Genomic DNA, 17,003 nt, shown 5'->3' with positions numbered 1-17,003 from the left:
CCCCTCAGACCGCCGCCACCTCCACCGTCCCCGCTCCCTGCCCCGTCGCCCCGGTCTCCTCCACGATCACGCGGTACGGACGGTCCGTCCCCTCGGCCGTGACCCGTGTCGAACCTGAGGCGCTGTCCCGTACGACCCGGAAGGCCGCCGCAGCGGTGCCCGTCAGGTCCACCAACGTGACAACTGTGTCGGTCGTCGAGGGCGCCGGGCCGAAGGCCCGCAGCGTCAGGCCGTCCAGCCAGTCGCCGTCAGGGTGCTGGTCGTCCGCGCCCCACGGGAGTACCGCGCCGGGTCGGACCAGGAGCGGAAGGCTGTCGAAGCCGTGCGTCTCGTGGCGCCAGACCGGTCCGGTGACCGTCTCGCCGGTCAGGAGGTGGGTCCAGGTGCCTTCGGGGACGTAGTACTCGACCTGGCCGTCCTCCGTGAAGACGGGGGCCACCAGCAGATCCGGACCGAGCATGTACTGGCGGTCCAGCATCCGGGTGGTCGGATCGGCGGGGAACTCCAACAGCATCGGCCGCATCATCGGGATGCCCGTGCGGTGGGTCTCGGCCGCCACCCCGTACAGGTACGGCATGAGGCGGTGCTTGAGGAGGGTGAACTTCCGGGCCACGTCCACGGCCTCGTCGCCGAACGCCCACGGCACGCGGTACGACACGTTGCCGTGCAGCCGGCTGTGCGAGGAGAGCAGGCCGAAGGCGAGCCACCGCTTGAACACCGCGGGGTCGGGGGTGCCCTCGAAACCGCCGATGTCATGGCTCCAGAAACCGAAGCCGGACAGCGACAGCGACAGACCACCGCGCAGCGACTCCGCCATCGCGGTGAACGAGGCGAAGCAGTCGCCGCCCCAGTGGACCGGGAACTGCTGGCCGCCGGCCGTCGCCGACCGGGCGAAGAGCACCGCTTCGCCGTGCCCGCGCTCCTTCTCCAGGAGTTCGAAGACGGTGCGGTTGTAGATCTGCGCGTAGTAGTTGTGCATCCGCTCCGGGTCGGAGCCGTCGTGCCAGACGACATCCGTCGGCACCCGCTCGCCGAAGTCCGTCTTGAAACAGTCGACGCCCTGGTCGAGAAGGACCCGCAGCTTGGCGTTGTACCACTCGCGGGCGGCCGGGTTGGTGAAGTCGACGAGTGCCATGCCTGGCTGCCACAGGTCCCACTGCCAGATGTCGCCCCCGGGACGGCGCACCAGATAGCCGTGCTCGGCGCCCTCCGCGAAGAGCGGTGACTTCTGGGCGATGTACGGGTTGATCCACATACTGATGCGCAGGCCGCGTTCCTTGAGCCTGGCCAGCATGCCGGCCGGGTCGGGGAAGACGTCCGGGTCCCACTGGAAGTCCGACCACTGGTATTCGCGCATCCAGAAGCAGTCGAAGTGGAAGACCGACAGCGGGATGTCCCGCTGCGCCATGCCGTCGACGAAAGAGGTGACGGTCTCCTCGTCGTACGACGTGCAGAACGAGGTGGTCAGCCAGAGGCCGAACGACCAGGCCGGGGGCAGCGCGGGCCGGCCGGTGAGGGCGGTGTAGCGGGCGAGGATGTCCTTCGGCGTCGGCCCGGCGACGATGTAGTACTCCAGCGACTGGTCCTCGACGCTGAACTGCACCTGGCCTACCGACTCCGAGCCGATCTCGAAGGACACCTTGCCGGGGTGGTTGACGAAGACGCCGTAGCCGCGTGAGGAGAGGTAGAACGGGATGTTCTTGTAGGCCTGCTCGCTACTGGTGCCGCCGTCCGCCTGCCAGATGTCGACGGTCTGGCCGTTCTTGACGTACGGGGTGAAGCGCTCGCCGAGCCCGTAGACGTTCTCGCCGACGTCCAGGGCGAGTTGGGTGATCATGTGGTGTGCGCCGTCGGGGGTGGTGGCGAAGGCGGTGCCCTTGCTGTCCACTGCCGTCAGCCGGCTGCCCCGGGCGTCGAGGAACGTCATGCCCCACGGGCCGTCGCCGTCCATGCGCAACGTCAGCGGGCCACTGGTCAGTTCGGTGACGGCACCGTCCCGGCGGGTGCGGGCTGCGGCGGTCGCGGTGTCGAGTCCGGGGAAATCGAAGTCCGGTCCGTGGTTGACCTTGCCGGCGTGATGGGTGGTGCGTACCCCGATGATCCCTTCGGCCGGCGAGAAGCAATCGACGGTGATGAGCGGGGTGTTGAGGGTGTCGCCGCGCTGTTGGACCTGCTTGACCGCGGCGTAGGCGGTGAACCGGTCGGTGTCGACCCGCAGGTCGCGGATCTCGGTCGCGTAGCAGGCGCGGACGCCCTCTCGCATCAGCCAGAAGCCGTCGGTGAACTTCATGAGGACTCCTTGCCGGGGGCAACTGGACGGAGGTGAGAGTCAGGACGTGGGTACGGCGGGGTCACTCGGTTGCTCCCGTGAAAGCGATTCGGGCCAGACGCACCGTGCCACGCAGCGCGACCTGTATGTCCCGCACGCCGGAGGCGGTCAACGGCCTCTCGTGGCTGCGGTAGTCGTAGGGGCCGTCGGTGGCGGGGATGCCGACCGTTGTCGTGCGGCCGTCGACCGTGATCTCCACGGAGCCCTCCCCTGCCGCGGACACCTCGACGGTGCGGGTACCGGCCGCGAAGTCGCAACGTCGGAAGAGGAGTTCGTTCCCTGGGGCGGTGGCGGTGACGGCGTCGCCGTCCGTCTTCGTGCGGTCGACGATCTCGGTGCCGAGCTGCTCGTCGTAGTCGGCCGCTTCGAGTTCGTGGTGCAGGACGGGGCGGGGGCCGGAAGGTTCTCCGTCGACCGTGACGACGGTGGTGAGCCTGATGTCCGCGGCGGAGGCTCCGGCCCGGACTTCGTACGCCCCGGGTTCGACGGTCCAGCGGCTGTGCGCCACGTCCCAGTGACCGAGTTCGGTCACCGGGACGGCGAACTCGATGCGCTGCCCGGCACCCGGCGCGAGGTGCAGGCGCCGGTGGCCGACGAGCTGACGCAGGGGCCTGACGACGGACGATGCCAAGGCTCTCAGGTAGAGCTGGGCGACCTCGTCGGCGGCGACGACGCCCGAGTTGGTGACGGTCACCGACACGCGCAGCCGGTCGCCGTCGCGTTCGGCCGTCAGCCCGGAGTAGGTGAACGCGCTGTACGACAGTCCGTGGCCGAACGGGTAGAGCGGCGTGCCCTCGTAGTAGAGGTACGTCTGCCGTGAGCCGATGATGTCGTAGTCGAGCAGGCCGGGCAGCTCCGCGTCCGAGGTGTACCAGGTCTGCGGGAGCCGGCCGGCCGGGGAGACGTCGCCGGACAGGATGCGGGCGAGCGCGGTCCCGGCCGCCTGGCCGCCGTGCGCGGTCCAGAGCAGCGCGGGGAGCGCGGCCGCGGCGTCGGTGAGTGCGTACGGGTAGGCGGAGGTGACCGCCAGCACGGTGCGTGGGTTCGCGGCGTGCGCGGCGTGCCAGAGGCGTTCCTGGTGGGCGGGCAGGTCGAGGGTGGTGCGGTCCTCGGTCTCGCGGCCGTTGATGTGCGGGTCGTTGCCGACGACGACGATCACGGTGTCCGCGGCCGCGGCCGCGCGGGCGACGGCGTCCTCGCCGCGCTCGACGACCTCGATCTCGAAGACGGTGGCGGCCGGTCCGGCATCCGTCCTGCCATGTCCGGAAATTTTTTCGTCCACCCCGGCAACCTTTACGCCGTCGGCGGCAACCGAGACGTACCCACCCGTTCCGATGTGCACAAGGCGGTGCCCCCCGGCGTGACCTTCCACCTTCTCCCAGCGGAATGTCTCCTGGACGATCCAGCCGCCGGGTTCGTCCGCGGAGGCGCGTACGTAACCGTCCTCGGCGACCGACAGATAGCGGCCGTCGGGGTCCCGCAAGGTGAGCACACCGTTGCCCCAGTCGACGAGTGCCAGATCGGACGGGGTTTCGCCGCACCTCAGCGGCGGAAGGTCGGTGCGGCCGGCGAGGAGCGCCGGGTCGAGGGCGCCTTCCGCGCCCTGGCCGGTGCCGGTGCCGGTGCCGGTGTCGGTGTCGGCATCGGGGATCTGCAGCCAGCCCGCCGCGCACTTCAGGCGGACCAGGTCGGCGCCCTCCGCGAAGGTCACCCGGTCCGCGCCGAACCGGCTGCGCACTCCGTCGAGCGGGGTGGACCGGTGGATCAGTGTGCCGCTGTACCAGTCGAGCTTGCAGGCGTCGGCGAGCAGGCCGACGACCGCGATCGTCCCGGGCGCCCCGGGATCGAGCGGCAGCAGACCGTCGTTCTTCAGCAGGACCACGGCCTGTTCGGCGGCCTCCTGGGCGAGCGCCCGGTGTTCGGTCGTGTCGAAGGCGGTGGTGTCCGCGTACGGGTCGAGTCCGGGGTCGAACTCCCCCAGCGAGAAGCGCAGTTCGAGCAGGCGACGGACGGCGGTGTCGATGTCGGTCTCGTCGAGGAGGCCCTGCTCCAGCGCGCGGCGGATGCGGCCGGTCATGACGGTGGAGTCCTGGCCGTGGTCGGTGAAGCTGTCGACTCCGGCCTTCAGCGCGGCGGCCGTGGCCTCCTCGTGGGTGTCGAAGTAGTGCTCGGAGTCGACCAGGTTGGACGGCGCCCCGGCGTCGGAGCAGACCACGAGCGACTGCTCGGTCCAGCGCCGCAGCTGCTGGGACAGGAGCGGCGAGACATGGTTGGGCCGCCCGTTGACCAGGTTGTAGGCGGGCATGATCCCTGCCACCGCGCCCGCACGCACGGCGTCGCGGAACGCCCGCAGGTCGTACTCGTGCAGCACCCTCGGGCGGACCGACGAGGAGGAGGTGTCCCGGTCGGTCTCGTTGTTGTGGGCGAGCCAGTGCTTCAGCACCGGGGCGGTGCGCCAGTAGTGCGGGTGGTCGCCGCGCAGTCCCCGGGTGTACGCGACGGCGATCGCGGAGGTCAGGGCGGCGTCCTCCGCGTACCCCTCCTCGCCGCGCCCCCACAGCGGATGACGCAGCAGATTCACGGTCGGGGCCCAGACGTTGAGGCCGACCCGGTCGTCCTTGGCCCGCTTGGCCCGGACCTCGTTGCCGACTGCCTCACCGACCCGGCGCACCAGGTCGTCGTTCCAGGTGGCGCCCAGGCCGACGGCCTGCGGGAAGACGGTCGCGGGGCCCATCCAGGCCACGCCGTGCAGTCCCTCCTGGCCGGTGCGGAAGGCACCGATCCCGAGCCGGTCGACCGCGGGTGCGAACTGGTGCAGCATCGCGATCCGCTCGTCGAGGGTGAGCCGCTGAAGCAGATCGTCGATGCGCCGGGCGAAGGGCAGTTGCGGGTCGCGGAAGGGCTGCGGTTGTTCCGTCACGTGCGGGTCCCCTTGGAGAGGTGGGAGGTTTTGCGATGTCCGGGCCTGCTGAGGATCCGTCCAGGCCTCGGAAGATCTTTCGAAGCGCTTCGATGCTCTGCGTCAACCCCCGCGAGTGTCAAGGGTGCAGCTGCGCCATTCACCGTCAACCCGGCTCGATCACGCCGGGAAACGGTTCGGAAACAGGTCGGAGGAATCTGGAAACGGCCTCTTGTGCCTCCGGGACCCTTCACTTAATCTCGCTGCAACATCGAAGCGCTTCGACAGATTTCGATGGGGTACCGGTCGCCCGCAATCTCCTCGATCTCCCGGGACGGTGACGCGTTCTGTCACCGTGTCACCTTCTTGTTGAACCGCTTCACCTCGGCCGGTTCAGCCGGTTCCACCGGTCCGTCCGGTTCCACCGGCCCATCCGGCTCAGCCAGTAACGCCCCACCTCAGACACAGGAGCCGAACGGCGGTCGCCCGCCGCGTGTCGTCCTGGTGCGCCTCGAAGGGTTGACGCAATGACGCCGAATTCCTCCCCCGCCTCCACCGCCCCGAGCCGTCGAAGCTTTCTCGCTTCGAGCGCTGTCGCCGCGGTCGCCGTGGCCGGCGGGGTGCCGCTGCTCGCCGCCTGCGGCGGCGGCTCCGGTTCCGGGAGCAAGGAAGGTACGACGACGGGCAAGGCGCTCAAGAAGATCCTGCCGAACTACGTCCCGTCGAACCTGGTCCAGCCCGACGTGGCGGGCGTCAACGGTTCGAGCCCCGGCTTCACCGAGCTGCCCGACCCGCTGGTCACCTCGGTGAAGTCCGCACCGGGCAAGGGTTCCGCGTTCCGGATCATGACTCCGCTGTGGGGCACCGTCCCGAAGAAGAACAACCCGTACTACACGGCCGTGAACAAGGCGGTCGGCGCGACGCTGAACTTCGACCCGCAGGACGGCAACACGTACCAGGACAAGATCGGCGCGGTCCTCGCCGGCTCCGACATCCCGGACGTCATGACCATCCCCGGCTGGAACATGCAGGGTCAGATCCGCAACGCGATCACCGCCAAGTTCGCCGACCTGAGCCCGTACCTGGCCGGTGACGCGATCAAGAAGTACCCGAACCTGGCGAACATCCCGACCGGCGCCTGGCAGTACTCCGTCTTCGGCGGCAAGCTCCGCGGTCTGCCCATGCCGCAGCCGATCCTCGGCAACGCGATCTTCTACCGCAAGGACCTGATCGGCTCCGGCGCCGTCCCGGGCAGCGCCGCCGACCTGCTGGCCTTCGGCAAGGAGTACACGGACGCGAAGAAGAAGGTCTGGGCCTTCGACGACCTGTGGACCTGCATCCAGAAGATCTTCGGGCTGCTGCCCGACGCCCCGCACTACTGGAAGCTGGAGAACGGCAAGCTCGTCCACAAGATCGAGACACAGGAGTACCGCGAGGCGCTCGCCTTCGCCCGCAAGCTCCACGACGGCGGGTACGTCCACCCGGACGCCGAGGCCGGCAAGGACGCCGACTCCAAGATCCGCTTCACCGGCGGGCACGTCCTGATGTACAACGACGGCACCGGCGGCTGGAAGGGCATGGTCACCGAGCAGGCCGCCGCCAACCCGAAGTTCGACATGCAGGCACTGGACTTCTTCGACCAGGACGGCGGTAAGCCGGTCCTGTGGCAGGACGACCCGGCCGGCATCTTCACCTTCCTCAGCAAGACGCTGCCGAAGGCGAAGATCGAGGAGTTCCTCGGTATCGCCGACTTCGCCGCGGCGCCGTACGGCACCAAGGAGTTCATGCTCACCAACTACGGCGTGCAGGACACCCACTACACGGTCAAGGACGGGGTGCCGACCTTCACCCCGCAGGGCATCCAGGAGGCCCAGCCCTCCACGTTCCTGTTCCTGGCCTCACCCCCGCACACCATCGCCTTCCCGGACGAGCCGCAGCTGGTGAAGGACTACGCCGGCTGGATGGCCCGGCAGGCCCCGAACATCAAGAAGCCGCTCTTCTTCGGCATGCAGATCGTCGAACCGCAGCGGTACGCCTCCCTGTACACACCCTTCGACGACCTGCAGAAGGACATCCGGCGCGGCCGCAAGAAGGTCAGCGACGTCGATGCCGCGGTCACGACGTGGAAGAACAGCGGCGGCGACAAGCTGCGCGACTGGTACCAGGACATTCTCGACAAGAACGGCTCCGGCAACTGACGCGTACGACGGATACGGACCCGTACGTACGACAGCGAGACGGCCGCCGGGCACAGGGATCCCCGGCGGCCAGGGCGGAGAGCACGACATGGGGAGCACACGGTGAAGCCACGGGCCACGGTTGCGACCGAAACGGACCGAGCGGCCGACCGGGCGACGGGCCCGATCGGCGACAGCGGGAGCGGGCACAGCAGGAGCCGGCACAGCGCAAGCACCGCAGGCGGCAGGGACAGCAGCAGGAAGCTCCGAGCCGCGGACAGGACTCCACCGGCAGCGGGCGGCATCACCTGGCGGCTGCGCCTGCGCCGGGACCGCACGCTGGTCCTGATGACCCTGCCCGCCATCGCCCTGCTGCTGATCTTCAACTACATCCCGCTGCTCGGAAACATCGTGGCCTTCCAGGACTACGACGTGTACGACCTGGGCATCACCGGCAGCCCCTTCGTCGGCTTCGACAACTTCACCCGGATCTTCGCGGACTACCGCTTCTGGCAGGTCCTCATAAACACGCTGGTCATCTTCCTGACCCAGCTGCTCCTCTTCTTCCCCATCCCGATCGCCATCGCCCTGCTGCTCAACACGATCATGAGTGCGCGGGTACGGGCCTGGGTGCAGGCCGTCGTCTATCTGCCGCACTTCTTCTCCTGGGTGCTCGTCGTCACCGTCTTCCAGCAGATGTTCGGCGGAGCCGGCCTGGTCGCACAGTGGATGCGCGAACACGGCCATGCGGGCTTCGACCTGATGACCAATGCGAGCTTCTTCAAGTTCCTGGTCACCGCACAGGCCGTGTGGAAGGACGCCGGGTGGGGTGTGATCGTCTTCCTCGCCGCGCTCGCCGCCGTCAACACCGATCTGTACGAGGCGGCGGCCGTCGACGGTGCGGGGCGCTGGCGCCGCATGTGGCACGTCACACTGCCCGCGCTGCGTCCGGTCATCGCCCTGCTGCTCGTCCTCCGGGTCGGCAGTGCGCTCAACCTCGACTTCGAGCAGATCCTGCTCCAGCGGGACCAGGTCGGTCCGGGCGCTTCCGAAATCCTCGACACCTACATCTGGTGGACGGGCATCAAGACCGGCGACTTCGGCTACGCGGCCGCCGCCGGAATCTTCAAGGGACTGTTCAGCGTCGCCATGGTGCTGGGTGCGAACAAGGTCGCTCACATGCTGGGCGAGCAGGGGGTGTACTCCAAGAAATGACGACTCTCCTGGAAACGGACAAGGACAACGGCCGGACGGAGCAGCCCTCCACGGCACCCAAGGAGTCACCGCTCCAGCGCGCACTGCGGATCGAGCCCCGCCCCGTGTGGGAGGAAGAGCCCACCAAGGCAGGTCTCGCCTTCAAGGGCTTCGGTCTCGTCACGATCTGCGCGATCGTGCTCGTACCTCTGTGGGTGGTGGTCGTCACCAGCCTCTCCGACACGAAGACGATCAACAACGCGGGAGGTCTGGTCGTCTGGCCGAGGACCGTCACCTTCGTCGCGTACAAGGAGCTGCTCGGCGGCGGCGCCGTCACCCGGGCCGCCCTGGTGAGCGTCGGCCTGACCCTCGTCGGTACGGCGTTCAGCATGGTGATCTCGGTGCTCTGCGCGTACGGGCTGAGCCGGCGGGACTCCTTCGCGCACAGCAAGCTGCTGATGACGCTGATGGCGACGATGTTCTTCGGCGCCGGGCTCATCCCCACCTATCTGCTGGTCACCGGCATCGGGCTGAGCAACAGCTACTGGTCGATGATCCTGCCCAGCGCGATCAGCGTCTTCAACATCCTGGTGCTGCGCGGCTTCTTCATGGACACCGCGCCCGAACTGATCGACGCGGCCCGGATCGACGGCGCGGGCGAGTGGCGGATCCTGCTGCAGATCGTCATGCCACTGTCCCGAGCGGTGATCGCCGTGATCTCGCTGTTCTACGCGGTCGGCTACTGGAGCCAGTGGTTCAACTCGATGCTCTACATCCAGGACAGCGACAAGTACCCGCTCCAGATGATCCTGCGCCAGCTCGTCCTTCAGCACCAGGTGCCGCCGGGCGCCATGGGCGCGGCGGTCAGCAGCGGGGCGATCAACAGTCTCGCCGTGCAGATGGCGGTCATGGTGCTGGCGCTGATCCCGGTCGCGGTGCTGTCGCCGTTCGTCCAGAAGCACTTCCAGAAGGGCATGCTCACCGGCGCCGTGAAGGGTTGATACGCACCAGACGCGCCGGACCTCACCGCTTCCTTCGCTCTCTCCCTCTCCTTTCCTCCACCGGAAGGTGTTCGCCATGCGCGCTTCGTCCGCGCCCACGCCCCGTCGTCGCACAGTGCTGGCGGGAGCAGCTGTCGCGGCTGCGGCCGTCGCTCTGCCGGCCGCGGCTCCCGCCGCCGCCCACGCCGCGAGCCGGCGGACGCCCCATGGAGTGCAGGGCGCCCAGGCCCACCGATGGCGCACGGCGGCGATCGGCGGCACCGGCTTCGTCACCGGTCTGCTGTTCCACCCCTCCGTCAAGGGACTGGCCTACGCCCGTACCGACATCGGCGGCGCCTACCGCTGGGACGACACACACTCCCGCTGGACCGCGCTCACGGATCAACTGGGCTGGGACGACTGGAACCTGCTGGGCGTCGAGGCGCTGGCAGTCGACCGGGCCCACCCGGACCGGCTGTATCTCGCGCTCGGTACGTATGCCCAGTCGTGGGCCGGACCCGGTGCGGTGCTGCGGTCCGAGGACCGGGGAGCGACCTGGGCCCGTACGGATCTGACGGTGCGGCTCGGGGCGAACGAGGACGGCCGGGGCGCCGGTGAGCGGCTGCTCGTCGACCCGTGCGACAGTGAGTGGCTCTGGCTCGGCACCCGCCACGACGGGCTGCTCCGCTCCACGGACCGGGGTGCGACCTGGGCGTCGGCCGACTTCCCCGCCACACCGTCGGCGAACGGCCAGGGCATCATGTTCCTCGTCGCCGCGGACCGTGCGGTGTACGCGGGCTGGGGAGACGGCGGTACGCCTCTCTACCGTACGAACGCCTCCGGCGGCTGGGAGGCGGTGCCCGGTCAGCCGTCGGGCGGTGTCGCGGCGTCGAAGGTACCGATCCGGGCGGCGTACGACACCAACACCCATGCTCTGTACGTCACTTACGCGGACGCACCCGGCCCCAACGGGCAGGCCGACGGTTCGGTGCACCGCCTCGACACGGTCACGGGCAGCTGGACGGATGTCACTCCGGTGGCGCCGAACTCCGGCGCCGGGGACGGCTTCGGGTACGGCGGGGTCGCCGTCGATGCCGGGCGGGCCGGCACGCTGGTCGTCACCACCAACAACCGGTGGTCGCAGATCGACACCTTGTTCCGGTCCACCGACGGCGGAGCCACCTGGACGTCGCTGAAGGACACGGCGGTCCTCGATGTGGCCGAGACGCCGTATCTGCGCTGGGGCGGGGACGCGGCCAAGTTCGGCTGGTGGATCCAGGCCCTGGCCGTCGATCCGTACGACTCGCAGCACATCGTGTTCGGCACGGGCGCCACGATCTTCGGGACCCGCGACCTCGTCCACTGGGCGCCACAGATCCGCGGTCTGGAGGAATCCGCGGTCAAGTTCCTGATCGCCCCGCCGACGGACGGTGCCCGGCTGCTCAGCGGACTGGGCGACATCGGCGTGATGTACCACGAGTCACTGACCGCGTCCCCGTCGCGCGGCATGGCATCGAACCCGGTCTTCGGCACCGCCACCGGTCTGGCACTGGCCGCGCTCGAACCGTCCTATGTCGTACGCACGGGCTGGCCGTCCGGCTCGGGTGCGGCCGGGGCGTACTCCGAGGACGGCGGCAGCAGCTGGCAGCCGTTCGCCGCGCAGCCGGAGATCGCGGCCACGGCCCCGGGACCGGTCGCCGCCGGGGCGGACGGGGCGACTCTGCTCTGGTCGTTCATCCACTGGGACGGCACGAAGTATCCGGCCCACCGCTCCACGGACAACGGCGTGACCTGGACCGAAGTGGCCACCTTCCCCAAGGGCGGCATACCGCTGGCCGATCCGCTCGACCCGACGCGGTTCTATGTGTACGACACGGACACCGGGGCCGTGTTCCGCTCCACCGACTCCGGTGCGACCTTCACCCAAGGCGCCACTCAACTTCCCGCCGGTGACATCCAGTTCAAGCTTGCTGCCGCACCCGGCCGCAGCGGTGACCTGTGGCTGTCGGCAAAGGACAACGGACTGTTCCGGTCCACGGACGGCGGACTCACCTTCAGCGCCGTGGCGGGCTGCCAGGCCTCGCACGCACTGGGCTTCGGCGCGGCCGCGCCGGCCGGCCCCAGGAAGTCCGGCCACCGGGTCCGCGACTCCTACCCGGCGATCTTCCAGACCGGACGGGTCTCCGCCACCTTCGACGGGGTGGCGGTGCTGCGCTCGGACGATGCCGGCGCCACCTGGGTCCGGATCAACGACGACAGCCACCAGTGGGGCTGGACCGGCGAAGTGATCACCGGCGACCCCCGCGTCCACGGCCGTGTCTACCTGGGCACCAACGGCCGCGGCATCCAGTACGCAGACCCGGAATGAGGAACGAGAAGTTCATGCCGTCCCTGCGCGACGCAGCCCGTGGCCGCATCCTCTTCGGCGGTGACTACAACCCCGAGCAGTGGCCCGAGGAGGTGTGGGAGGACGACGTACGGCTGATGAAGGACGCCGGGGTCAACTCCGTCACCCTCGGGGTGTTCTCCTGGACGAAGATCGAACCACGCCCAGGCGCACGAGAATTCGGCTGGCTGGACCGTCTGATGGATCTGATGCACGCCCATGGCATCGGGGTCGTGCTCGCCACACCGACCGCGTCCCCGCCGCCGTGGATGGGGGCGGAGCACCCGGAGACGCTGCCGCGCGGCGAGGACGGCTCGGTCGTCTGGTACGGATCGCGGCAGCAGTTCTGCGCGAGTTCGCCGGTCTACCGGCGTTACGCGGCGTCCCTCACCGAGGACCTGGCGGCGCGGTACGCCGATCATCCGGCGCTGACCGTGTGGCACATCAACAACGAGTACTGCACGCACTGCTGGTGCGACGGGACAGCCGCGCACTTCCGCCGGTGGCTGCGCGGCCGCTACGCCACCGTCGAGGCGCTCAACGAGGCCTGGGGAACAGCCTTCTGGAGCCAGCGCTACGACACCTGGGAGCAGCTCCTGCCCCCGCGCAGGGCGCAGTACATGAAGAACCCCACGCAGGTGCTGGACTTCAAGCGGTTCACGTCCGACGCGCTGATGGAGTGCTACCTGGCCGAGCGCGACATCGTCGCCCGGCACACCCCTCACATCCCGGTGACCACCAACTTCATGCCGTTGTGGTCAGGGCAGGACGCCTGGGCGTGGTCGGCCCAGGAGGACATCGTCTCCGTCGACATCTATCCGGACCCGAAGGACCCGCAGGGCGCCCAGTACAACGCGATGCTGGCCGACATGACGCGCTCCCAGGCGGCCGGACCGTGGATGCTGATGGAACAGGCCGCGGGACCGGTGAACTGGCGGGGCGTGAACCATCCCAAGCCGGTCGGCCTCAACCGGCTCTGGTCGCTCCAGTCGGTGGCGCGCGGCGCCGATGCCGTCTGCTATTTCCAGTGGCGGCAGTCCCGTCAGGGCGCGGAGAAGTTCCACTCCGGGATGGTCACGCACGCGGGCGAGAACGGCCGCACGTTCCGGGAGGTCAAGCAGCTCGGCGCCGAGCTGGGCACGATCGGGGCGGCGGTGAGCGGTGCGGACGTGCCGGCCGAGGTGGCGATCCTGCACGACTGGGACTCCTGGTGGGCGGGCGCCCAGGAGGGCAGGCCGTCCAAGCTCCTCGACTACACGGAGATCGTGCAGAGCTGGCACCGGGCCCTGTGGGAGTCCGGAATCTCCACCGAATTCGCCCGCCCCGAGGCCGACTTGCGCCGGTTCCGGATGGTGGCCGTACCACAGCTGTATCTGCTGACGGACGCCGCGATCGACAACCTGGTCGCCTATGTACGGGGCGGCGGGACACTGGTCTGCGGCTTCTTCAGCGGGATCGCCGACGCGGACGACCGGATCAGGCCTGGCGGCATGGACGTGCGGCTGCGTGAGCTGTGCGGCATCCGTACGCTCCACGAGTGGTGGCCGCTCGACGCGGACACCACGGTGGACTGCGACGGCTTCCGGGCGTCGGTCTGGTCGGAGGAGCTGGAAGCGGATCCGGGTGCGGAGGTCGTCTCCACGTACCGGGGCGGCGAGCTCGACGGGCTGCCCGCCGTGGTGCGCAACGACCGCGCGTACTACGTCTCGACGCTGCCCGAGCCGGAGGCGCTGCGCGCCCTGCTCGGCCGGGTGGCGGCCGAGGCGGGGACGGGGCCCGTGCTGGCCGGGCTGCCAGACGGTGTGGAGGCGGTCCGCCGCGGGGATCTGCTGTTCCTGCTCCACCACGGCCGGGGCAGCGTCACCGTACCGGTTCCCGGTGCACAGGTGGATCTGCTGACCGGTGCGGCGGTCAACGGCAGTGTGCAGCTGGGCCGTTACGGCGTGGCCGTGCTGCGCGGCGCAACCCGGTGATCGCCGCCGGTACGGAGGCCGGCGCCCCGGGCCGTGACGGCACGTGGGAGCCACGCCCCGCGGCCCGCTGGGAGGACGCCTTCCTCGGCGGCAACGGCAAGCACGGCGTCATGGTGTACGGAGATCCGGCCGACGACCGGGTCATCGTCAACCATCACACCCTCGTCCGCCCCAACGGCAGCGAGCACGCCCGCCCGCCCCGGCTCGCAGAGCGGCTGGAGCACCTCCAGGACGCGCTTCTCGCCGGGGACACGACGGCGCCCGAGCAGTTCGGGGCGGAACACCCGCTGCTGTGGGTCCAGCCGTTCCATCCCGCCTTCCAGACCCGGGTCCGCCGCCTGCCGTCTCCCGTCGACCGTCGCACGGGGACGGCCGGCTACCGCCGATCCGTCGATTTCGCCACCGGTGAGATCTGCGCGTCGCACGAGGACTGGCGGAGCCGGGTCTTCGTCTCACGGGCCGACGACGTCATCGTCCAGTGCATCACCGGGTTCGGGCTCGACGGGGAGCTCACCCTGGACCACGCACTGCCGGGTGCACCGCCGCGTCTCGCCGTCGGCCGCAGCACCGCACTGACGGCCGACGGCGCCCGGCTGGCCCTGCGGGCCCGCTACCCGGAGAGCGATCTCGCCTACACGGGCGTCACCGTGGCCCGGGTGGACCGTGGATCCGTGACCGTGTCGGGGGAGGGCATCCGTATCGACGGAGCACGGACTCTGCTGCTGCTGACCCGGGTGCGGCGTCACACCGGCGACCTGGACCTCGCCGAGGAGTGGGGAGCTCTGTCGTACGCCGAGTACGAGACGCTCCTCGCCCGGCATCAGCCCCTGCACCGCACCGCCTACGAACGCACCACCCTCACCCTGCATGGCAAGGCGACCGAACACGCCATGCCAGGAAGCGAGTTGATACGTCACCACGAGAGTCCCGCACTCCTGGAGCGGCTGTGCGCAGCGGGCCGCTACCACCTGCTCTCCGCCGCCGGGGCACTCCCGCCACGGCTGACCGGTCTCTGGACCGGCGACTGGGACACCGCCTGGTCCGGTGCGTTCACCACCAACGCCAATCTCAATCTCCAGATCGCGTCGGCCGCCGCGGCGGCGCTGCCGGAGGTGTCGGAAGCCCATGCCGGTCTGGTCCGCGGCCAGCTGGCCGACTGGCGGGACAACGCCCGCGCGATCTTCGGCACCCGGGGGATCGTCGCCCCGTCACACACGGACGGCGAGTCCGGCCACACCCGCCACTTCCAGCGCGCCTATCCGCTGCACCTGTGGACCGCGGGTGCGGACTGGCTGCTGCAGCCCCTTCTGGAGCACGCCGAGACCACCGGTGTCACAGACCCCTGGCTGACCGATGCACTCACCGAAGTGGCGTATTTCTACGAGGACTTCCTCACCCGGTGCACTTCGGACGGCATCCTCGCCGTCGTCCCTTCGTACTCACCGGAGAACCGTCCGGCCAACGCGAGCTGGGGGACGATCAACGCCACCATGGACATCGCGGCGGCCCGTCACGCCCTCACCACCGCCGCCGGACGCTCCCCCGGCCACCCGGCCGCGAGCCGCTGGCGTGCCCTCGCCGACCGGCTCCCCCGGTACCGCGTCAACGAGGACGGGGCGCTCGCCGAATGGGCCTGGCCGGGCCTGCAGGAGACGTACGACCACCGGCACCTCAGCCATCTCTATCCGGTGTGGCCGCTGGGCGCGATCAACCCGTACGACACCCCTGACCTCGCGGACGCCGCACATCGCGCACTGGAACTGCGCGGCGCCGAGAACGACTCCGCCCATGGCCATCTGCACCACGCGCTGATCGCTGCACGGCTGCGGGACGGCACGCGGGCGATGGACGCGCTGAACGCCGTGCTGGCGGGCGACTTCTTCCACACCTCGCTGATGACCTCGCACTATCCGTCCCGCGATGTCTACAACGCGGACGCCGCCCATGCACTGCCCGCGACGGTCATCGAGATGCTCGTCCAGTCCACCCCGGAGCGGCTGGTGCTGCTGCCCGCGCTCCCCGCCACGTTTCCGTCCGGCGAGCTGCGCGGGGTGCGCACCAGGTTCGGCGCCCGCGTGGATCTGTCCTGGTACGACGACGGTCACGCCACAGTCGTCCTGCACCCCACCCGTGACGCGCGTGTCGATGTACGCACGGGCGGTGGACTCATGCTCACCGAAACCGCGACACGGCGCTGCGTCGAGACCCCCACCGAGTCCCCCACCGAGACCTCCGCCGGAACTCCCGTTGCCCTGCTGGACCTGACGGCCGGCGTGGACCGTGTCCTCACTCTGAGGCCGCGGTAGCACATCCCCCCCACCCCAACTCCCCGCACCATGGAAGGGACAACCATGGCACGACGCATCCTCAGCAGGTTCGCACTGGCACCGGCGGCCGCGGTCGCCGCCCTGATCGGCTTCGCCGCCGCACCTGCACAGGCCGCGATCTGGTCCTCCTCGGACCAGTGGGGCAACTACACCACCAGCGACGGATACACCCTCTACAACAACATCTGGGGTTCCGGCGCGGGCTCCCAGACCATCTGGGCCAACTCCTCCAGCAACTGGGGCGTCTGGGCCAACCACCCGGACACCGGCGGCATCAAGTCGTACCCCAACGCCAAGAAGGTCGTCGGCAAGTCCATCACCTCGCTCGCCTCGCTCACCAGCAGCTACAACGTCACCGTCCCGTCGACCGGCGACTACAACACGTCGTACGACATCTGGGACACCGACTACGACTACGAAGTGATGCTCTGGGTCAACTACAACGGCGATGTCGGCGCGCTCGGCACCTCGCAGGGAACGGTGACGCTCGGCGGTCACACCTGGACCGTCTACAAGGGCGACAACGGGTCCAACCAGGTCTTCTCGTTCCTGCGGACCTCGGACTCCTCCTCGGGCACGGTGAACATCCTTCCGATCCTGAAGTGGATCAAGGACACCAAGGGCTGGTGGGGCAACGAGACCATCGGTGACGTCCAGTTCGGCTACGAGATCACGTCGTCGCCCGGCGGCCTGGACTTCACGACGAACGGGTTCAGCGTCTCGTCGAGCTGACCCGCA

At 69.4% G+C, this 17,003-nt stretch carries 9 protein-coding genes; 7 read left to right on the top strand and 2 right to left on the bottom strand.

Annotated elements, in window-relative coordinates:
- Nucleotides 1-4: 4 nt before the first annotated feature.
- Together yicI and ACIA8E_RS11540 are read right to left on the bottom strand one after the other, a co-directional pair.
- On the bottom strand, nt 5-2,290 hold the full coding sequence (yicI, locus tag ACIA8E_RS11545) for an alpha-xylosidase (RefSeq protein WP_399296894.1): 2,286 nt from the start codon (nt 2,288-2,290) through the stop codon (nt 5-7).
- Between the two features lie 61 nt (nt 2,291-2,351).
- Entirely contained in the window at nt 2,352-5,249 is a 2,898-nt protein-coding gene (locus tag ACIA8E_RS11540) for a glycoside hydrolase family 3 C-terminal domain-containing protein (protein ID WP_399296892.1), read from the bottom strand.
- Nucleotides 5,250-5,755: 506 nt separating this feature from the next.
- Between ACIA8E_RS11540 and ACIA8E_RS11535 the strand changes: the two genes are divergently transcribed.
- The 7 genes from ACIA8E_RS11535 to ACIA8E_RS11505 all read left to right on the top strand — a co-directional run bounded on the left by ACIA8E_RS11535 (nt 5,756) and on the right by ACIA8E_RS11505 (nt 16,997).
- On the top strand, nt 5,756-7,426 hold the full coding sequence (locus ACIA8E_RS11535) for an extracellular solute-binding protein (protein ID WP_399296891.1): 1,671 nt from the start codon (nt 5,756-5,758) through the stop codon (nt 7,424-7,426).
- Nucleotides 7,427-7,528: 102 nt separating this feature from the next.
- Nucleotides 7,529-8,620 carry an ABC transporter permease gene (locus ACIA8E_RS11530; RefSeq protein WP_399296889.1) on the top strand — a complete coding sequence of 364 codons (1,092 nt, stop codon included), beginning with the start codon at nt 7,529-7,531 and terminating at the stop codon, nt 8,618-8,620.
- Nucleotides 8,617-9,600 (top strand): carbohydrate ABC transporter permease, encoded by a 984-nt coding sequence (locus ACIA8E_RS11525; protein WP_399296887.1) that lies wholly within the window; start codon nt 8,617-8,619, stop codon nt 9,598-9,600. Before ACIA8E_RS11530 ends, ACIA8E_RS11525 begins: the two co-directional genes overlap by 4 nt.
- Nucleotides 9,601-9,676: 76 nt before the next feature.
- Nucleotides 9,677-11,947, top strand: coding sequence for a 1,4-beta-glucanase (locus ACIA8E_RS11520; RefSeq protein WP_399296885.1), 2,271 nt, complete (start codon nt 9,677-9,679; stop codon nt 11,945-11,947).
- A 14-nt stretch (nt 11,948-11,961) separates the two neighbouring features.
- Nucleotides 11,962-13,938 carry a beta-galactosidase gene (locus ACIA8E_RS11515; protein ID WP_399297577.1) on the top strand — a complete coding sequence of 659 codons (1,977 nt, stop codon included), beginning with the start codon at nt 11,962-11,964 and terminating at the stop codon, nt 13,936-13,938.
- Nucleotides 13,935-16,244 (top strand): glycosyl hydrolase family 95 catalytic domain-containing protein, encoded by a 2,310-nt coding sequence (locus ACIA8E_RS11510; RefSeq protein WP_399296883.1) that lies wholly within the window; start codon nt 13,935-13,937, stop codon nt 16,242-16,244. The genes ACIA8E_RS11515 and ACIA8E_RS11510 overlap by 4 nt, the downstream gene beginning before the upstream one ends.
- Before the next feature lie 45 nt (nt 16,245-16,289).
- Nucleotides 16,290-16,997 (top strand): hypothetical protein, encoded by a 708-nt coding sequence (locus ACIA8E_RS11505; protein ID WP_399296881.1) that lies wholly within the window; start codon nt 16,290-16,292, stop codon nt 16,995-16,997.
- The last annotated feature ends 6 nt before the right edge of the window (nt 16,998-17,003 follow it).

Source organism: Streptomyces sp. NPDC051664 (assembly GCF_044453545.1).
GTDB lineage: Bacteria > Actinomycetota > Actinomycetes > Streptomycetales > Streptomycetaceae > Streptomyces.
The sequence above is the reverse complement of the archived record's forward strand: the minus strand, read 5'-3'. Positions and strand labels throughout refer to the sequence as shown.